At 36.2% G+C, this 17,636-nt stretch carries 14 protein-coding genes and 1 tRNA gene; 6 read left to right on the plus strand and 9 right to left on the minus strand.

Annotated features, from left to right (window positions below; all coding sequences use genetic code 11):
* Positions 1–25: 25 nt before the first annotated feature.
* Entirely contained in the window at positions 26–1,852 is a 1,827-nt protein-coding gene (locus F5ESL0263_RS05835; RefSeq protein WP_122035558.1) for an FAD-binding protein, read from the minus strand.
* Positions 1,853–1,966: 114 nt separating this feature from the next.
* Here F5ESL0263_RS05835 and F5ESL0263_RS05840 point away from each other — a divergent pair, with 114 nt between their 5' ends.
* Together F5ESL0263_RS05840 and F5ESL0263_RS05845 are read left to right on the plus strand one after the other, a co-directional pair.
* On the plus strand, positions 1,967–2,887 hold the full coding sequence (locus F5ESL0263_RS05840; protein WP_122035560.1) for a LysR family transcriptional regulator: 921 nt from the start codon (positions 1,967–1,969) through the stop codon (positions 2,885–2,887).
* A 114-nt stretch (positions 2,888–3,001) separates the two neighbouring features.
* Positions 3,002–3,571 (plus strand): histidine phosphatase family protein, encoded by a 570-nt coding sequence (locus F5ESL0263_RS05845; protein WP_122035562.1) that lies wholly within the window; start codon positions 3,002–3,004, stop codon positions 3,569–3,571.
* A gap of 99 nt (positions 3,572–3,670) precedes the next feature.
* Here the strand turns inward: F5ESL0263_RS05845 and F5ESL0263_RS05850 are convergent, their stop codons facing one another.
* The 6 genes from F5ESL0263_RS05850 to F5ESL0263_RS05875 all read right to left on the minus strand — a co-directional run bounded on the left by F5ESL0263_RS05850 (position 3,671) and on the right by F5ESL0263_RS05875 (position 10,489).
* Positions 3,671–4,534, minus strand: a complete 864-nt coding sequence (locus F5ESL0263_RS05850) for an aldo/keto reductase (protein WP_370448843.1) — start codon at positions 4,532–4,534, stop codon at positions 3,671–3,673.
* A 164-nt stretch (positions 4,535–4,698) separates the two neighbouring features.
* Positions 4,699–5,613, minus strand: a complete 915-nt coding sequence (gene fba, locus F5ESL0263_RS05855) for a class II fructose-1,6-bisphosphate aldolase (RefSeq protein ID WP_109715677.1) — start codon at positions 5,611–5,613, stop codon at positions 4,699–4,701.
* 100 nt (positions 5,614–5,713) lie between these two features.
* Entirely contained in the window at positions 5,714–7,399 is a 1,686-nt protein-coding gene (gene argS / locus F5ESL0263_RS05860) for an arginine--tRNA ligase (RefSeq protein ID WP_122035566.1), read from the minus strand.
* 261 nt (positions 7,400–7,660) lie between these two features.
* Positions 7,661–8,302: a L,D-transpeptidase gene (locus F5ESL0263_RS05865; RefSeq protein ID WP_122035568.1), complete on the minus strand. Its 642-nt coding sequence runs from the start codon at positions 8,300–8,302 to the stop codon at positions 7,661–7,663.
* 59 nt (positions 8,303–8,361) lie between these two features.
* Positions 8,362–9,207: an NAD(P)H-hydrate dehydratase gene (locus tag F5ESL0263_RS05870; RefSeq protein WP_122035570.1), complete on the minus strand. Its 846-nt coding sequence runs from the start codon at positions 9,205–9,207 to the stop codon at positions 8,362–8,364.
* A 1-nt stretch (position 9,208) separates the two neighbouring features.
* Positions 9,209–10,489, minus strand: coding sequence for a serine hydrolase (locus tag F5ESL0263_RS05875; RefSeq protein ID WP_370448848.1), 1,281 nt, complete (start codon positions 10,487–10,489; stop codon positions 9,209–9,211).
* A gap of 93 nt (positions 10,490–10,582) precedes the next feature.
* On the opposite strand from F5ESL0263_RS05875, the gene F5ESL0263_RS05880 reads away from it, so the two are divergent.
* The 3 genes from F5ESL0263_RS05880 (at position 10,583) to F5ESL0263_RS05890 (ending at position 12,246) form a co-directional block, all read left to right on the plus strand.
* Positions 10,583–10,666: transfer RNA gene (locus F5ESL0263_RS05880), tRNA-Leu, on the plus strand.
* A 73-nt stretch (positions 10,667–10,739) separates the two neighbouring features.
* Positions 10,740–10,961: a PspC domain-containing protein gene (locus F5ESL0263_RS05885; protein ID WP_122035573.1), complete on the plus strand. Its 222-nt coding sequence runs from the start codon at positions 10,740–10,742 to the stop codon at positions 10,959–10,961.
* Positions 10,962–11,139: 178 nt separating this feature from the next.
* A complete protein-coding gene (locus tag F5ESL0263_RS05890; RefSeq protein ID WP_122035575.1) occupies positions 11,140–12,246 on the plus strand; it encodes a pyridoxal phosphate-dependent aminotransferase in 1,107 nt (368 codons plus the stop codon).
* 174 nt (positions 12,247–12,420) lie between these two features.
* Here F5ESL0263_RS05890 and F5ESL0263_RS05895 read toward each other — a convergent pair whose 3' ends face one another.
* Complete coding sequence (locus tag F5ESL0263_RS05895; RefSeq protein ID WP_122035576.1) at positions 12,421–14,064, minus strand: polysaccharide biosynthesis protein; 1,644 nt, start codon at positions 14,062–14,064, stop codon at positions 12,421–12,423.
* A 95-nt stretch (positions 14,065–14,159) separates the two neighbouring features.
* Entirely contained in the window at positions 14,160–16,574 is a 2,415-nt protein-coding gene (gene leuS, locus F5ESL0263_RS05900; RefSeq protein WP_122035578.1) for a leucine--tRNA ligase, read from the minus strand.
* Between the two features lie 259 nt (positions 16,575–16,833).
* Between leuS and F5ESL0263_RS05905 the strand changes: the two genes are divergently transcribed.
* Positions 16,834–17,520, plus strand: coding sequence for a phosphatase PAP2 family protein (locus tag F5ESL0263_RS05905; RefSeq protein ID WP_122035631.1), 687 nt, complete (start codon positions 16,834–16,836; stop codon positions 17,518–17,520).
* The last annotated feature ends 116 nt before the right edge of the window (positions 17,521–17,636 follow it).

Below are 17,636 nucleotides of genomic sequence, written 5' to 3' on the forward strand. Positions count from 1 at the left end.
TTTTATATGTAGAAAATCATCTAGTTTATTTGACTTTATCTAATGAGTCCTTAACTGCTTCCTTAATTGCGCGGCTAGTTTGTGAAGCACCAGAAACTGTATCAACATTATACGTGTTTTCTTCGACCATTTTTTGTGGCAATTCTTTCACTGCCTTTAGACCATAGTCGTCACTCTCAGTTTGTTTCAATATCTCAACATTTTTAATCTTGCCATTATCACCAACTGTAGTCCGGACAACGACACCGTCACCCATTCCTTGGTTGCTATAACCTAAATATTGGTTCTTACCAACAGGATATTGTCCTTTGTCCTCATCACTGGTTGCATCAAAATTACTATTTACAACTGCTTCGTTAAGGTCAATACCACCAGAAATTGGTAAATCCTGCTTAATCATTGCTGCGTTTTCTCCAGCAATTTTACCAGAAATCAAGCAATCCGCTACATTACCGCCAGTAGTATATTTATTAACAAATGGTGAACCTAATTCTCCAGCTTCATACAAGTGTGGAATTGGTTGGTTATTAGGATCAAGAACTTGGCAGTGTCCGTCTCTTCTTCCTCCACCTTGCGTATTAAGCATATTTTGTCTTAAAGCAATTGCATAATAAGGTCCATTTTCGCTAAATTTACGCAAAGTTTTTGGATCTCGATGAAAGGCATAATCCTTGCCTTGTTCAGCCATAAAGTTAAATTCTTCAATTGTTTCAGTCAAATTAGTAGCACTCTTATTAATTTTCTCTGCTAATTCTTCGATTGTTTCTGCTTTAATAGCTTTTTCAAGGTAACCAGGAACTTTTAGACCATCATCAGGTTCATTCTTTAGTTCATCATATTTTTGTTGATCAAAGATCATATATGGGCGCTCTTGATTTAGTGGAACAACCCAGTCGCCGTGGTTATAAATATGACCATGACGGTTCATTTCAGCTTCGTTAAAGTAACGTGTACCATCATCACCAACTACAACGACACTACCAGTTGAACTCTCTTGCCAAAAGACATTCAAAGCGTAAGTCGAGCGAACACCCTCTTTTTGACGCAATGATAAACCGTGGAATTGTCCCAATGATTCAAATGATCGCATATTCCACAATTGAGCATTTACTTCTTGCAGCATTTTAATGCCGTCACCTTTATTATATAGGGAACCAATTGGTGACAAATAAGGCGATTGCAAAAAAGTTTGAATCATTTCTTTATTATTCTCGAAACCACCTACAGCCAAAATCACACCATTCTTGACTTTGATATTTCTTAAAACATGATCACGTTCAATTTGAACACCAATAACTGTTTTTGAGACACCGTCTTGAATTAAATGTTTAGCTGGAGAAGAATACCAAATATCAATTTTATCTGAGCGATCAATGACCTTTTGTCTCAAAATCTTCCACAAAGCTGCGTCATCAACGCCTTCGTGAACTAAATAATCGTCATATGAATCTGCATCAGGTAATTCAGGGTATTCAGTTACGTATGCTGTTGAAGGCGTTCCTGCGAGCATTTTTTTCATACTTACTGGCTCAACATCTAAGTACTTTCTAAAATAGTTTCCCATGTTAGCCATACCTTCAATCAAGTTTTCAAAAGCTTCATTGTCTGGCTTAAGCGGTGCCGCCATATGTTCATGGTAGTTCTTTAATGCTTCATAGTCAGTACCAGCACCAACCATTTGACCTGAATATCTTGTATTACCACCTTCATGGCCCTCAGGGGCACTATCTACTAAAAGAACTTTTGCACCGTTATCAGCGGCAAATCTAGCAGCAGTTGCACCAGCTCCACCAAAGCCCAAAACGGCTACATCATATACTGCATCCCATTGAAATTTTTCGTTATTAACCATTTTTATTCTCCTATATAAACTGTTGTTTACTCTTTTATTTAACACTATAATTTAAAGTATGTGAAATACTTAATTATTGAAATCACTATTACAAAATAGGAATAGGTGAATAAAATGGATAGTCGGTTGTTAACTTTTTTGGAAGCACTTGAAAGCAGTACGTCTTTTTCCGAAGCCGCACAAAAGCTTTATTTATCGCAGCCTTACGTCAGTCGTGTCATCAAGAAATATGAAAAGCAGTACAATGTTATTCTAATTAATCGTAATTCTCACCCAGTACAATTAACCCCTGCAGGGCATCTTTTAATCACTTATTTGCGCAAAGATTTACAATTACAAAACGAATTAACTAATAAAATGAGAAAATATGAGCAAAGTTTTTTTCCCACATTACGAATGGGAATCACTCCCCCACTTGGAGAGAATTTTAACCTAACCATATTACCTATTCTATTGGAGAAGTTTCCTAACTTAAGAACTTCTACGCTAGAACTTAGTACAGCTGATGCAGAAAAAGCGTTTAAAGATGAACAACTAGACTTGTTTGTTGGTAATGTTATTCAACTTCCTGGTATTAAAAGTCAAAGCCTACACAAAGATACTCAAGTTTTAGTTTTAGGTAAAAATTCAAAGTTATACCAGCCTCGTCAAAAAGAAATCCCTTTTTCTCTTAACAAACTTCATGAACTCATCCAGGAAAACTTTATTATTGTTGATGGTGAACGTCATTATCAAGAAATTATTAATAACTACTTTAATAAAATTGGCCTTCATTTTTACCCACAAATTCACGTTCGAGATTCGCTCACTGCCCTTAAGCTAGCGAGCAAGGGATTGGGAAACATGACAACTAGTATTGAAATGGTTAAAAATGATAGATTTAGCAATATCAATTATATTGTGTTGCCGGTTAATGAGATTAATGTCAATTTTGCGGTTTCTACTGATACATCAAATATTCAGCTGGCAGAAGAAATTAACGAAGTTAGCAAAATACTGAAAAAAACTTTTACAAGTAAAATCTTGACTTACTAGTTTTCATACTAATTTAGAGTACAGTATAAAAGCTACAATAATCTTTAAAAGCAAAAGTATTATAATAAACTCTGAATGTTACGCATTAATGAAAAATAGAAAGGTAACTTATTTATGAAAACAATTTACTTGGTACGTCATGGGCAAACTTTGTTTAATGTTCAACATAAAATTCAGGGCTTTTGTGATTCACCATTGACCGAATTAGGTATTAAGCAAGCTTTGACTACCAAAAAAGAATATTTTGAACACAAGCAGATTACTTTAGAGGAAGCGCATTGTTCTACTTCAGAACGAGCAGTTGATACTCTAAAGTTAATCACTGATTTGCCTTTTTCAACTCATAAAGATTTACGTGAATGGAACTTTGGTACTTACGAGGGCGAGGGTGAACATTTAAATCCCCCTCTTCCTTATAATGACTTCTTTGTTCAATTTGGTGGTGAATCCCAAGTTCAGCTGACTAGAAGAATCAATGAAGCTATTACTAAAATAGTTGCAGAGTCTAACAATAAACAAATTTTAATCGTTTCGCATGGAGCTGCTATTGCAAACTTCTATCGGCAATGGAAAAAGTACAACACCTTTACACGTAAAGATCGAATCAAAAACTGTTCAGTGCTGAAATATACATTTGAAAACGATATTTTTTATTTACAAGAGCTTTTTAACCCAAGCTGCTAATTACATGCACTTTTTATAATCTAACACAAAAAACTTCCTACATTTAAGATGATTAAATGTAGGAAGTTTTTTACTTCTTAGCAAATTTACGTTCTTGCTTTACATTTTTCCACCAAATACTGGAAAATGCCCAGCAGAACCGTAATCAAAGCTAGTGATATTCTCTAAAGTGGACATATCTTCAGCGCTTATTTCAAAATTCAGCTCTGCATCCTGTTTCATATGATCTGGATTTTTTGCTTTAGGTAGAACTACAGTGTTTAGTTGCCAATCATAACGAATACACAACTGAGCAACAGAAACATCATATTTATCTGCAATTTCTTTAATTGTTGAGTTATTCAGAGCTTCTCCATGTGCAACTGGAGAAAATGATTCCACTACAATATCATTTTTTTGACAAAAATCGATTAACTTCTTAGGAGTTGCTCCAATATGACACAAAATCTGATTTACCATTGGTTTAGTATCACTGTTATCAATCAAATTTTGCAAATCCTCTGGTTCAAAGCTTGAAACACCAATAGCTCTTAATTTACCCTCTTTCATTGCATCCTCTAAAGCACGCCAGGTTTCTAAGTTGCCTTCAAAATGACGATCAGAAGATTGATTTACTTCTCGCCAAGGTTGCGGATTATGAATGATCATCATATCTAAGTAATCAAGTTCCATCCTTGTGAGAGTTTCATCAACTGACTTTTTCGCCTCTTGATAGTTTTTGATTTCAGCTTCAACTTTTGAATTAACAAAAATTTGGTCACGTTGAATGCCAGATTCTCTTATTCCTTGACCAACCCCTTTTTCATTATGATAAGCTTGTGCGGTATCGATATGACGGTATCCCATCTTTAAAGCGGTTGCTACAGGTGAAGCTACTTCATCTTCTGGAATTTCCCAAGTTCCCAAAGCTAATTTAGGGATTTTTACTCCATTAGTAAGTGTAAATGTTTCATCAAAAATCATAATTGTCCTCCCATATTTTTTTCTTGAGTATAGTTCTTAAAGCCCACTTTAAGTCAAGATTTTTTTCCACTCAATTAAAAATTAGAGAACTAGCTTTTTTGAAGTGCAAAAAAAAAGCCAGTTTTAAACTGACTTTTTGTTTTTTAGATATTAAGCTAACTTAATTATTCTAAGTTTAATGAGCTCTTATCAAATGCAACTGACTTAATCTTGTCGTCGATTGATGGAGTACCTAACCAAGTAATCATTTCCTTCATTGAGTCAGTGATTGCTTCAGTACCAGGAAGAAGAAGCTTACGAGGATCGTAACCCTTGTTGTCCTTGTCTTCATCCTTGTGAGCTTCGAAGTACTTACGAGTAGCTTCTTGGAATGCTAATTGGAATTCAGTGTTAATGTTAACCTTTGAAATACCAAGTGAAATAGCCTTCTTAACTTGTTCTTCAGGAATTCCTGAACCACCGTGTAATACAAGTGGAACTGAAACAGCATCAGCAATTTCCTTTAGACGGTCAAAGTTAAGACCCTTCCAGTCAGCTGGGTAAACACCGTGAATGTTACCAATACCACAAGCAAGCTTGTCAACACCGGCAGCAGCAAATGCCTTTGCATCTTCAACAGAAGCAAGTTCTCCACCTTCGGAACCTTGGTTTTCACCAATCTTACCGATTTCAGCTTCAACTGAAATGCCACGTTCGTGAGCCAACTTAACGATTTCCTTAGTCTTAGCTAAGTTTTCTTCAGTTGACAAAGCATGACCATCAAACATAACTGATGAGTAGCCAAGTGCAATACATTCCTTAGCAGCTTCAAAATCACCGTGGTCCAAGTTCAAAACAACTGGAACTGAGATATTCATTGAATCCATTGAGTCTTCAACAATATCCTTAGCAACCTTGTAACCACCCATGTACTTAGCAGCACCCATTGAAACTTGGATTAAAACTGGGGTTCTAGTTTCCTCAGCAGCTTGCAAAATTGCACGAGTCCATTCCAAATTGTTAGTGTTATAAGCACCTACTGCATAATGGTTTTCACGCGCATCTTTAAAGATTTGGTTACCATTATCTAAATATGCCATTAATAATTACCTCCTATTAATCTTACAGTCACATTGTACCGTAATAATGAAGTGATGAGCAATCTTTTAATCAATGTAAACGCTATTTTTGCAAAAAAAATTACATTTCTTTTGGTGCATTTACACCTAATAATCTTAATGCTTCAGTTAAAACAATTGAAGTGGCTTCAACTAAGGCCAAGCGACTATTAATCTGCTCATCTTCAGTCAAAATTTTAACATTAGCGTAGTATTTATTAAACTTTTTCGCAACATCTAAAGCATATTTAGCAATTACAGAAGGTTCAAACTTGTCACTACTACGTGCAATGATTCTAGGAAAATCGGCTAGAGCCTTAGCAACGCTAAATGACCAATCATCATTGAGACTATTATTTGAAAGGTTAGGTTCCTGACCCATCTTCGCAGCTTTGCGTAAAACACTTTGAGCACGCGCATTGGTGTATTGAACGTATGGACCAGTGTCACCTTCAAAACGAACAACTTCATCCAAGTCAAAATCAAAGTTTTCAATTCGATCATTTTTCAAATCGTGGAAAATAACTGCACCAACACCTACATCATGCGCAACTTGTTCCTTATTAGCCAAGTTAGGATTCTTTTGATCAATTTGCTTCCGCGCAAGGTCAACTGCATCCCCTAAAACTTGATCAAGGAAAACAACATTACCCTTTCTTGTAGAAAGCTTTTTGCCGTTTTGGGTGATTAGGCCAAATGGAACATGATGAATTCGATCTGCCCAGTCATAACCCATTTTCTTAAGAACTGCTTTTAATTCTACGAAATGTTGTGCTTGCTCATTCCCAACAACATATAGCATTTTTACAAAATGGTAAGTGTTCATTCGATAAATTGCAGCTGCCAAATCTCTTGTTAAATAAATACTACTACCATCAGATTTAACAATTAAAGCTGGGTTTTCATCTTCACCCATATCAACAACTTGGGCTCCGCGAGATTCGTGCAACAAGCCCTTTTCCTTCAATTCATCAATAACAGGCTGCATTTTGTCATTGAAAAATGCTTCACCTTTATAAGAATCAAAGTCTACGCCTAATTCTTTATAGATCCGCTTAAAGTCAGCTAAAGAAACTTCACGGAACCATTGCCATAATTCGACTGCTTCAGGATCACCGTCTTCCAGCTTCTTAAACCAAGCACGTCCTTCATCATCCAATTTAGGATCTTTTTCAGCTTCTTCATGGAATTTAACATAGTACTTAAACAAGTTCATGATAGGGTCTTTTTTGACGTCTTCTTCATTGCCCCAGCGCTTGTATGCATATATCAATTTACCAAATTGGGTACCATAATCACCAAGATAATTGATTTTGATTGGTGTGTAACCAACCTTTTTCATTGTTTCTGCAATTGAATTACCAATCACAGTTGAACGCAGATGGCCCATTGACATTGGTTTTGCAATATTAGGACTTGACATGTCAATAGGAACATTACCTTCACCTAACTTCTGGTCACCATAGTGTGCTTTTTCACTTAGTACCTCGTCAAGAGTTTGACTGATTAGCTTTTCATGGTCAATTGCAAAATTGACATAAGGGCCAACTGCCTGAATATTTGCAAAGTCAACACTAGTCAAATTAGCTGCGATTTCTTTTGCAATTTCTGCTGGATTTTTATGCATTGTTTTTGCTAAGACGAAAGCCGGAAAAGCATAATCACCCATTTTTTCATTTTTAGGCCGTTCGATTAACTGACTAATCTTATCTTTTGGTAGATCAACTTGGCTTGAAACCAAATCAACTACTTTATTTTTAAAGTCCATCGTTACCTCCAAAATCAAACAAAAAGTCTCCTCCTTACTTAAAAGGAAGAGACGAGTTTTTACCCGCGGTACCACTCTAATTGACACTAAGTATCCGCTTATTTAATTTGTTATCTTTTTATATTATTAGGCACGCCTTCAGCTATTTCTCCAGTTCACCTTACACCAACGTGAACTCGCTAAAAATGGAAAAGATACTTACTACTCCTAACACTTTACAAAAACAGATTATAACAGGAAAAACTGTTAAAGCCAACCGTTTTAATTGTTTTTGATTATAACTTCAGTGTTTGCCGGTACATGCTTCATTATCCAATATGCATCAGGCACACTTAATCTAATACAACCGTGTGATGAGGGCTTAACACCCAACTTTTTGGCTTCTTTTTTATTGTACTTGCCATTGGTTTTGACGGGAACAGAATGAAATAAATAGACATTGTCAGTGTCAAAGCTTGTCCAATAATTCGCGCCTTCATTTAATTTAGGATTGTAAAACGATGACCCACGATTATTCTGAATCTTAAAAGTACCAGTCGGCGTATATGACTTACCATTGTGATACTTTCCTGCACTTGAAACCATTGTGTATACAACATGATTGTCACGTAAAATATAAACGCGATTCCCTTTTAAGGAGACACGAATCGTTAAATCATTTTCAAGACGTTTAACTTTGGGATACGGTATGCTTTGACTGGGTTTACGCCAATTGATTGGCACATTTAAAGTTTTAGGGTCTTTATAAGGACGATAAGAAGCTGCAGTCTTAGTTGCCGTACTTTGTTTTTGCGGCAAATTTGCCTTTTCTTGTGTTGGAGGCATTGAAACGCGCGCCAAACTAATCGCACAAATCAAAAGTATAAAAAAAGTAGCGAGCGGTTTTAATAAGTTGTCTTTCATGTTAACCGACCTCCTTAAGAAGCTCTCAGGTCTATTTTACAATCTTTTACAAAATAAACTTATTGATCTTCAAATTCTTTCATTAATTTAGGCAAAAGCGCACTGATTTTAGTTGGTTGAACAACATAATCTCTTTTTGCAATGATATCTCCAGCCAGTGAATGCAAGTAAACTGCTGCTAAAACTGAATCAATGTTGCTACCAAACTGAGCTACAAATCCACCTATTATTCCAGCTAAGGTATCTCCCATGCCTCCTACTGCCATTCCTGGATTACCAGTAGTATTTTCATAAATATTTCCGTTTGAATCATAAATGTGAGTGTGATTTGATTTCAAAACCAAAATACCATTTTTATTAGGAAAAAGATTAACAAGAGTAGAAAGATTGGCACTATCAGTTTGATAAGGTATTCTGAGCTGGCTGACGCGTTGCCACTCCATTTGATGCGGGGTGAGGATCACTAAGCCAGCAGCTTGCGGAATTAATTCATGATTAGTTGCAATTAAATCAAGCGCACTGGCATCTAAAATCAATGTTTGCTTACTTGTAATTTTTTGGCATAACATCATCAGTATTTTTTTACCAAACTCATTAGTGCCCATCCCTGGTCCACAAATAATTACATCTACTTTTGGAACTAGTTCTGCCAAATCGCTGCTACGCCAATCGATGTACATTGCTTCTGGATCACGAGCATGAAGTGCATTTAAGTTAATCGAGTGACAAGCCACAGCTACCAGGCCTGCACCACTTTTTAATGCTCCTTCAGTAGCCATGATAATCGCTCCACCATAGTTTTCACTACCACCAATTAGCAAAACCCTGCCATAATCGCCTTTATGACTAGCACTTTTTCTCTTCGAAATTACTTTTGTTAAAATCTTTTCTGTTACTTTTGTCATTTTATCCTCCAAATAGCCAGTGCCAGAAGCGAATAAAGATATTTACTCTATCAGTTGACGTTTGCGCTTGAGCTGAAAGCATGATGCCGTTTGGTTGCTTTAGCGAAAACAGTTTTGAATTACCTGACTTGAAATAATATGAACTGACTGTTTGACCCTTAGTGATTGGAGCTTCTACTGTTTTTTTAGTTAGACCAACCGAAAATGTTTCATCAACAGGTCGCCAAATAATTTCTTGCTTCTTTAAACTAATATTAACTTGCTTACTTTTTCCATTATGCACATTAACATTAGTTGAACCAATAATTGCTTGGTCCCTATTCAATTTAATTGGTTGATACTTTTGATAAACAAACGATAATAATTTCTTGGTTTGTTCAAATCGAGCTGGATCAGCACTATTTAGGTGTTTAGCCCCCATAACAACAGTGATAACCCTCGCTCCCTGATGCTTCGCAGTGCCAATAAAACACGCACCCGCTGCATCAGTTGTACCTGTCTTCAGACCATCAATGTTGAAATTGGAACTATGTTGCGATAACCCCTTAAGCATCCAATTAAAATTTGTCATTGGTGTTTTGGTAGCTTGATCTACGAAATCCAAATGGGCAATTCTAGTTGTCTCAATTATTTCTGGATACTCATTTAGTAAATGCTGACCAACTAGGGCCATATCTTTAGCCGACATTAGATTTTCTGCATTTTTTTCAGCTCCAGGATAAGCGTCACTCCCTACACTTTTGTTGGGCAAGCCACAAGCAGTATATAGCTTGGCATCTTTTATGCCCCATTGCTCTACTTGTAAACGCATTTGCTTTACAAAGGCTTTTTGTGAGCCACTAATAGCTTGAGCTAATAACATCGCTGCACCGTTTGCCGATTCAATTAAAGTGGCTTGATACAACTGCTTAATTGTATATGAATGATTCATTTTTAATGGCACATTGGAAAAAAGTCTATTATTCGCCACCTTGACAATTTGCTCAGTTGGTTGAACTTCAGTATTCCAAGTGATTTTTTTATCATCAATTGCCTTCAATGTTAGATAGGCTGTTATAAGCTTCGTCATTGAAGCAATTGGAAGTGGCTCGTTAATATTTTTACCGTATAAAAGCTGACCGGTACTACTATCAATAGCAAGAGCAGATTTTACATCTAAGTTCAATTGTTCTTGTCTGTAATTGTCCGGTATTGCCTGAGCCGATATGGTCTGTGTCGGTAATAATAATGTAACTATGGTAACAAGTACCACTAAAAGCTGGGAAATTTTTCGTTTCAAAATGGAGATCACCTTCCAATATCTTTTTTGGATATTTTTAGTTTTATGATTACATTCTATCAAATTTTTGGTATCATTATTACTGGATTGAATAAGGCCCCGATGGCGGAATTGGCAGACGCGCAGCGTTCAGGTCGCTGTTTAGGTAACTAAGTGAAAGTTCGAATCTTTTTCGGGGCACTAATTTGAGAAGCTAATCATTGTTGATTAGCTTTTTTTGTATTAAAATTTAGTTAAGTGAGGAGGGTTTGTCATGCAGAAACATTTAACTAAATCAAGAGATAAAATTTTAGCAGGAGTTTTTGGTGGAATTGCTGAATATTTTGGTTGGGACAAAGCTTGGACTAGAATCGGTGGGACAATTCTAATTTGTTGCACTGGCTTTGGTTTGATTGCATATATTGCTGCTGCAATCGTGATGCCTGACAAGCCAAAGCATTCTGAAGCTCCAGAAGGAGATTTCCATAAACTATAATATTTCAATTACAATTCAATTTAAAAGTGCTTCAAGTAGACTGAGCTTATCTCTTACTTGAAGCTTTTTTATTGTTTACCAAACGCACTATACGAGTCTAATTACTTAACCAGTTTGACGCTTTTGCAATTATGGAATATTATTTAATAAATTCTTAATGCAATGAAAGGTTAAAAACATGAGTTTAGACGTTAACATTTTGCCTCCAGACTACATTGATTTCACCATAGGTGATTTTCGCTCTGGTGTAGAACCGACAGTTATCGAAGAACTTACGAAAAAAGTTCAAATAGACGGTAACGGTTATACACCCGGTCTTGGTCTACCCCTTCTTAGAGAAAAAATTATTTCTCACTATCAAGATACTTACGGTATTAAAAATATTAGTATGGAAAACATTCAAATTACTGTATCTTGTTTGCACGGCGCATTTTTAGCCTTAAAGTCAATTATCACATCGAAAGACGATGAAGTAATTATTATTGCACCGTATTTCCCTTCTTATATAAACTTAATTAAGGGAGCTAACGGAACACCAGTTGTAGTCAAATCAGTCGCTCCAGATTTTGCATTGCCAATTGAGCAAATTCAGGACTGTGTAAGTGAAAAAACTAAAGCAATTATTATTAACTATCCAAATAATCCAACTGGTGTCGGACTGTCAGATCAAGAACGTAATTTTTTAAATGAACTTGCTCTAGAAAAGAATATTTTTATCATCGATGACCATGTTTACAGTGATTATCCAAGCACACATCCCTACAAACCAATATCTACAGATATTTCTCATCAGGTTCTAGTAAGCAGTTTTTCGAAAAATTTTGCGATGCCTGGTATCAGATTAGGTTACGTAATCGCTCCTAAGAAAATCATTGACCAAAATGCTTTTTATAATGAAGGGATTACCTTCAGCCCGCCTACCATTAGCCAATATATTGGTGAAATCGTATTAGATAATACTTCCCAGTATCAACAACATTTAAAGGATATTGAACAAAAAGGTAAATCTGCTGCTCAATTATTCCGCTCAAGTAACTACTTTGGCTCTTGCACTTATAATGGCGGTCTATATCTATTCGTCAAAGTTACAGATGAAATCAAGAATCCAGCTTTATTTTATACACTCTTGGAAGAGCACTTCCACGTTTTAGTAGCACCTGGAAATGAATTTGACTATTCGAATAGGTACTTTAGAATTTCTTTGTCTGCAACTAATGACGACTTACATAAAGGTGTCCAGAAAATCATTGACTGTGTTGATTATACTTTAAACTTTAAGCAATAAAATCTTGCTAAGTTTTACAATTAACCTACTTACTACTAGTTAAACGAGACAGCATTGCAACTTTAACAAGCAATTGCTAAAATAAAGTTCCTTGGCAGGGGCAGCAAGCTAATATATTATTTTTAGCTTGAATAAGTCAAAAAAACGATATTGCTAATATAGCAATATCGTTTTTTACATCTTAACGTGTAATTTTTCTAAAATTGGAACAATTTTATCTCCAAGTATTTTCTGCGCTAAATGCGATTTGATCGCAACCAGTGCATAGAAGATACCACCAACAATTACAGCAACAAAAACAATTATTAATGCTGAAGCACGTTTAGCCGGACTTAGGAAGATTTCTAAGCCATGTTCAACTGCTAATACCAATAAGAACATGATTATCGAGAAAAATGTAATTCCAATAAAGCGGCGACTTGTCCTACTCTTATTGAAGTCAAACTCCACCTCGAGATGCTTAAATGACATAAAGATAATTACTAGCATCCCTAAATTAGTAGCGATTAATGGCCCATATACTTTAAACAAGTAAACCATCGGATACTGAACTATCATCTTAATGACTAGGCCTAAAACTAAATATTTAATTGCTAGTCCATTTTCAGACAGTCCTTGTAAAATGGCCATTAATACCGTAAAAAGTCCCAATGTAATCGAAGTAAAGGCCGACAAATATAAGATATTCGATCCTAATTGATCAAAACCATAAAAAACTGTATAAATTGGTGTTGCAATAGCTGCCATTCCAAAAGCGGCAGGAATCATCACAAACAAAAATAAGTCTAATGTATTACTGATTTGGTCAGAAATCCCTTTAAAGTCACGTTTTGCATGTGCCGCAGACAATAATGGAATCGCCGTTACAGCCATCGCACTTGCCAATGACACAATAATCATAATCAACTTATTGGCATTAAGAGCAAAAAGTGCATACCAAGTTTCAATTGTATTATAACTTGCTTTAACTACACTTGCTATCATCGGATGGAAAGTGTATTGATCGACCAAGTAGAACAACTGAATCCCAGCATCGATAATAATAAATGGGATTGCTTGTTCAATTATCTCGCGAAAAAGTGAAGCAGTGGAAACCTGAATTTCATTATTTGAATTATCAACTAAATAATTCAATTCCTTACGTCTAGAAAACAAGAACCAAGCTAGTACTAAAATCCCAAAAGCTGCTCCAATTGCAGCAGCCAAGTTTGACTGAACAACCGCATCAACAAAATTACCATGTTGTACTTGCATAATGATGTATGCGGTGAGTAACATCCAGATTACTCGTGCCAATTGTTCAACAAACTGTGACATAGCTGAAGGCATCATATCAGAATAGCCTTGAAAGTATCCTCGCATAATACTTAGTACAGGAATAATCAAAATGGCGTACGATAAGCTACGCATTACAGCAACCTGTCGTGGATCACTGCGAGATCCATTTGAGGCAAGTAGTGGTGAAGCAAAGTACATGATTGCAGCTGAGATTACACCCAAAACAACCATCAAAACTAATCCTCTACGGAATAATTTTCGTCCTACCCCATACTCATTCAATGCATTATATTTTGCCACTTGTTTGGCCACTGCACCTGGAATGCCGGCAGTCGAAATCAAAATAAAGATACTGTAAATATTGTAACTTCGAGCTGTTAAAGCGTTGGCAATGTTGCCATACGGTGACATCCAAATAAACCATGGAATAATGTAGAGGGCGCCCAATAAACGTGAGGTAATCGAACCAAAAGTCATCCACGCACTGCCTTTAACAAAGGTATCTTGCGTATTTTGTTCTTTCAAATTATTTTCTCTCATTAATTTTCCCTAAATTTATTTTACTAACTATCCTATTTTGACTGAAAAAAGGCAATTAACAACAAATCTACTTTGCACTTTAGGAAAAATTAAGTTTATTTAGCAACAATATTGACAATTTTATTCGGAACAATAATAACTTTTTTGACTTCCTTACCGTCTAAAAATTTCTGTACATGTGGTAAAGCTAGAGCTTGTTTCTCTAAGTCGTCCTTGTCAGCATCCTTTGGCGCATCAAAGTTACCGCGTAATTTACCGTTGACTTGAACCATAATTTCTACTGTTGATTCAACTAGTTTACTTGGATCATAAGTTGGCCATTTAGCAAAAGTGATTGACTCATCATGACCGTAAATTTGCCAAATTTCCTCCATCATGTGTGGTGCAATTGGTGCGATTAAGGTCATAAAACCTTCTGCATATTCTCTTGGAATTGTTTTTGCCTTTTGGGCTGCATTAATGAAGACCATTAATTGAGAAATTGCAGTGTTAAAGTGTAGGGCATCAAAGTCCTCAGTTACCTTCTTAACCGTTTCGTTATAAACCTTATCCAATGTACCGTCATTTTCTTCAACAACGTTTTCTTGCGGAATTGCTTTCAGGTCTAAGTCATTTACAAAAAGACGCCAAATTCTATCTAAGAACTTCTTAGTAGAAGCAGGACCATTGTCATCCCAGTCAATTGAAGCATCTAGAGGACCCATGAACATTTCATACATTCTCAGACTATCGGCACCATATTCCTCGATAACATCGTCAGGGTTAACAACATTACCCTTGGATTTTGACATCTTATCATGGTCTTTAAGAATTAAACCTTGATTGTATAATCTTTGGAATGGCTCCTCATTTGGTACAACGCCTAGGTCATAAAGAACCATATTCCAAAATCTTGCATACAATAAGTGACGAACTGCATGTTCAGCACCACCGATGTACAAGTCTACTGGCATCCATTGCTTGAGCAATTCGTAGTCTGCAAGCTTATTGTCATTATGTGGATCAATGTAGCGTAAGAAGTACCACGATGAACCTGCCCAGTTAGGCATTGTGTTGGTCTCACGTTTTCCTTTACGACCATTTTTATCTACCACATTAACCCAATCTTTAAGGTTAACCAGTGGACTTTCTGGGGTACCTGATGGCTTAATGTCAGTAGCGTGAGGTAAAACTAGTGGCAACTCATCTTCAGGAACTAAAGTAGTTTCGCCATCTTCCCAATGAATAACTGGAATTGGTTCACCCCAGTATCGTTGACGACTAAATTCCCAATCACGAAGTTTGTAATTAACCTTTTTCTTACCAGCGTTATGTTCTTCAAGCCAATCAACAATTTTCTTCTTGGCTTCTTCAACATTCAAGCCGTTCAAAAAGTCAGAATCAATATGTGGACCATCTTCTGTAAAGGCTTCTTTACTGATGTCGCCACCCTTGATAACAGCCTTGATTGGCAAATCAAATTTTTGCGCAAATTCGTAATCACGCGTGTCGTGAGCTGGCACAGCCATAACAGCACCAGTTCCGTAACTACCAAGAACATAATCAGCAATCCAAATTGGAATTTCTTGATTATTAACTGGGTTAATTGCATAAGCTCCAGTAAAGACACCTGATTTAGTTTTATTTAAATCTGTTCTTTCTAAGTCTGACTTGGATTCAATTTGCTTAATGTATGCGTCAACTTCTTCTTTATGCCCGTCAGTCGTAATCTTTTGAACTAACTTGTTTTCAGGAGCCAATACGGCATAGGTAGCACCAAATAAAGTATCAGGACGCGTACTAAAGACATCAAAGGTTTCATCCGAGTCCTTTATCATAAAGGTAATCTGAGCACCCACTGAACGACCAATCCAGTTGCGTTGCATTTCTTTAACGTTTTCTGGCCAGTCAAGATTATCAAGTCCAGCAAGCAGACGATCTGCGTATTTGGTAATTCTAAGCATCCATTGCTTCATATTGCGACGGTAAATTGGGTAACCACCACGTTCTGTTTTACCATCAACAATGTCCTCATTGGCTACAACTGTACCTAAATCTGGTGACCAATTGACTGGAACTTCGGCTTCATAAGCAAGACCATTTTTATACATTTGCTCAAAAGTCCATTGAGTCCACTTGTAGTACTTAGGATCACTGGTAGAAACTTCACGATCCCAATCATAAGAAAAGCCCAATGTGTTAAGTTGCCGCTTAAAATTAGCAATATTTTCTTTGGTTACTACTGCAGGGTCTTGACCCGTTTGAAGTGCATATTGCTCAGTTGGCAGTCCAAATGCATCCCAGCCCATTGGGTGAAGAACATTATAGCCCTCACTACGCTTCATCCGCGCCACAATATCAGTAGCAGTATATCCTTCTGGGTGACCTACATGGAGTCCCTTACCAGATGGGAAAGGAAACATATCTAAAACGTAGTAATTTTTCTTTTTAGGATCATTACCCGTTTTAAATGTGTGGTTTTTTGCCCAATATTCTTGCCATTTTTTCTCTACAACTTTGTGATTGTACATAAATTTTACCTCATAAAAAAAGTCCTATGAAATTAATTTCATAGGACGAATAATCGCGGTACCACCTAAGTTTCATACATTTTTGCATGACACTCAAACGCTCCTTAACGCGGCTAGCCAACGAAAGATTTCATCTAGGCTCAGTTCACAATATATTTTTCGAGTCTTGCACCAACCGACTTTTCTCTATAGAAAAATAAAATCGCTACTATTTCCTAACCTTTATTTTTTGTTCAATAATGATTATAATTTACCACAAATGCTAAAAAAAACAAGGGGAGAAAGTCATTTGGATACGACAATTCATTCAAAAAGAGATACCATCATACCCGCGACGATTTTTTTAATGTTGTACGCGGTGTGGGCAATATTAGTTTCAGCTGACAGTCAATTCATCCATCAGTTTGATACTGCTTTAATTGGGATAATTTGTAATAACAATCCTGCAATTATCAAATTTGCCACTACTTTTACTAATCTCGGTAATACGAGTGTTATCATGATTGAAACAATCATTTTGGTAGTGATTCTCGGAATTTTCAAAAAATATGCTTATGCATTTTTTACTGCTGGAACTATGATTGCGGCCAACGGATATAATTGGATCATTAAGCATGCAATTGCTAGACAGCGTCCTTCAGTGCATCATCTTGTTGATGCACATGGATATAGTTTTCCATCAGGTCACTCCGTTGGTAGTGCAACATTATTTGGCATTCTAATTGTCTTAACTATCTTACTAATTAAAAATAAAGCCGCTAAAACTGTCCTATGCATCGTTTGGCTGTGCTTCCCACTTCTAATTGGTTATACTAGAATTTTCAATCATGTTCATTATCCATCAGATGTAGTTGGTGGTTTCTTAGAAGGAATTGCCTTTTTATTAATTGGTTACTCCTTCTTATATCACTATTATTTGGAAACGCGAGTACAAGAAAAAATTTAGTTTAAAATCAAAAAGTTCAAACTTTTAATAGTTTGAGCTTTTTTTGTAGGCAAAATTAATCCTGAGCTGGACGACCAATGACAACTTTATATTCTGAATACTTCTTTAACAAATCT

The organism is Lactobacillus sp. ESL0263, from assembly GCF_003692845.1.
GTDB classification, from domain to species: Bacteria; Bacillota; Bacilli; order Lactobacillales; family Lactobacillaceae; genus Lactobacillus; species Lactobacillus apis.

Excerpts from the sequence above, each read along its gene's own strand:
- F5ESL0263_RS05835 (WP_122035558.1), bottom strand. The coding sequence starts at position 1,852 with ATGGTTAATAACGAAAAATTTCAATGGGATGCAGTATATGATGTAGCC.
- F5ESL0263_RS05840 (WP_122035560.1), top strand. The coding sequence starts at position 1,967 with ATGGATAGTCGGTTGTTAACTTTTTTGGAAGCACTTGAAAGCAGTACG.
- F5ESL0263_RS05845 (WP_122035562.1), top strand. The coding sequence starts at position 3,002 with ATGAAAACAATTTACTTGGTACGTCATGGGCAAACTTTGTTTAATGTT.
- F5ESL0263_RS05850 (WP_370448843.1), bottom strand. The coding sequence starts at position 4,534 with ATGATTTTTGATGAAACATTTACACTTACTAATGGAGTAAAAATCCCT.
- fba (WP_109715677.1), bottom strand. The coding sequence starts at position 5,613 with ATGGCATATTTAGATAATGGTAACCAAATCTTTAAAGATGCGCGTGAA.
- argS (WP_122035566.1), bottom strand. The coding sequence starts at position 7,399 with ATGGACTTTAAAAATAAAGTAGTTGATTTGGTTTCAAGCCAAGTTGAT.
- F5ESL0263_RS05865 (WP_122035568.1), bottom strand. The coding sequence starts at position 8,302 with ATGAAAGACAACTTATTAAAACCGCTCGCTACTTTTTTTATACTTTTG.
- F5ESL0263_RS05870 (WP_122035570.1), bottom strand. The coding sequence starts at position 9,207 with ATGACAAAAGTAACAGAAAAGATTTTAACAAAAGTAATTTCGAAGAGA.
- F5ESL0263_RS05885 (WP_122035573.1), top strand. The coding sequence starts at position 10,740 with ATGCAGAAACATTTAACTAAATCAAGAGATAAAATTTTAGCAGGAGTT.
- F5ESL0263_RS05890 (WP_122035575.1), top strand. The coding sequence starts at position 11,140 with ATGAGTTTAGACGTTAACATTTTGCCTCCAGACTACATTGATTTCACC.
- F5ESL0263_RS05895 (WP_122035576.1), bottom strand. The coding sequence starts at position 14,064 with ATGAGAGAAAATAATTTGAAAGAACAAAATACGCAAGATACCTTTGTT.
- leuS (WP_122035578.1), bottom strand. The coding sequence starts at position 16,574 with ATGTACAATCACAAAGTTGTAGAGAAAAAATGGCAAGAATATTGGGCA.
- F5ESL0263_RS05905 (WP_122035631.1), top strand. The coding sequence starts at position 16,834 with ATGCTAAAAAAAACAAGGGGAGAAAGTCATTTGGATACGACAATTCAT.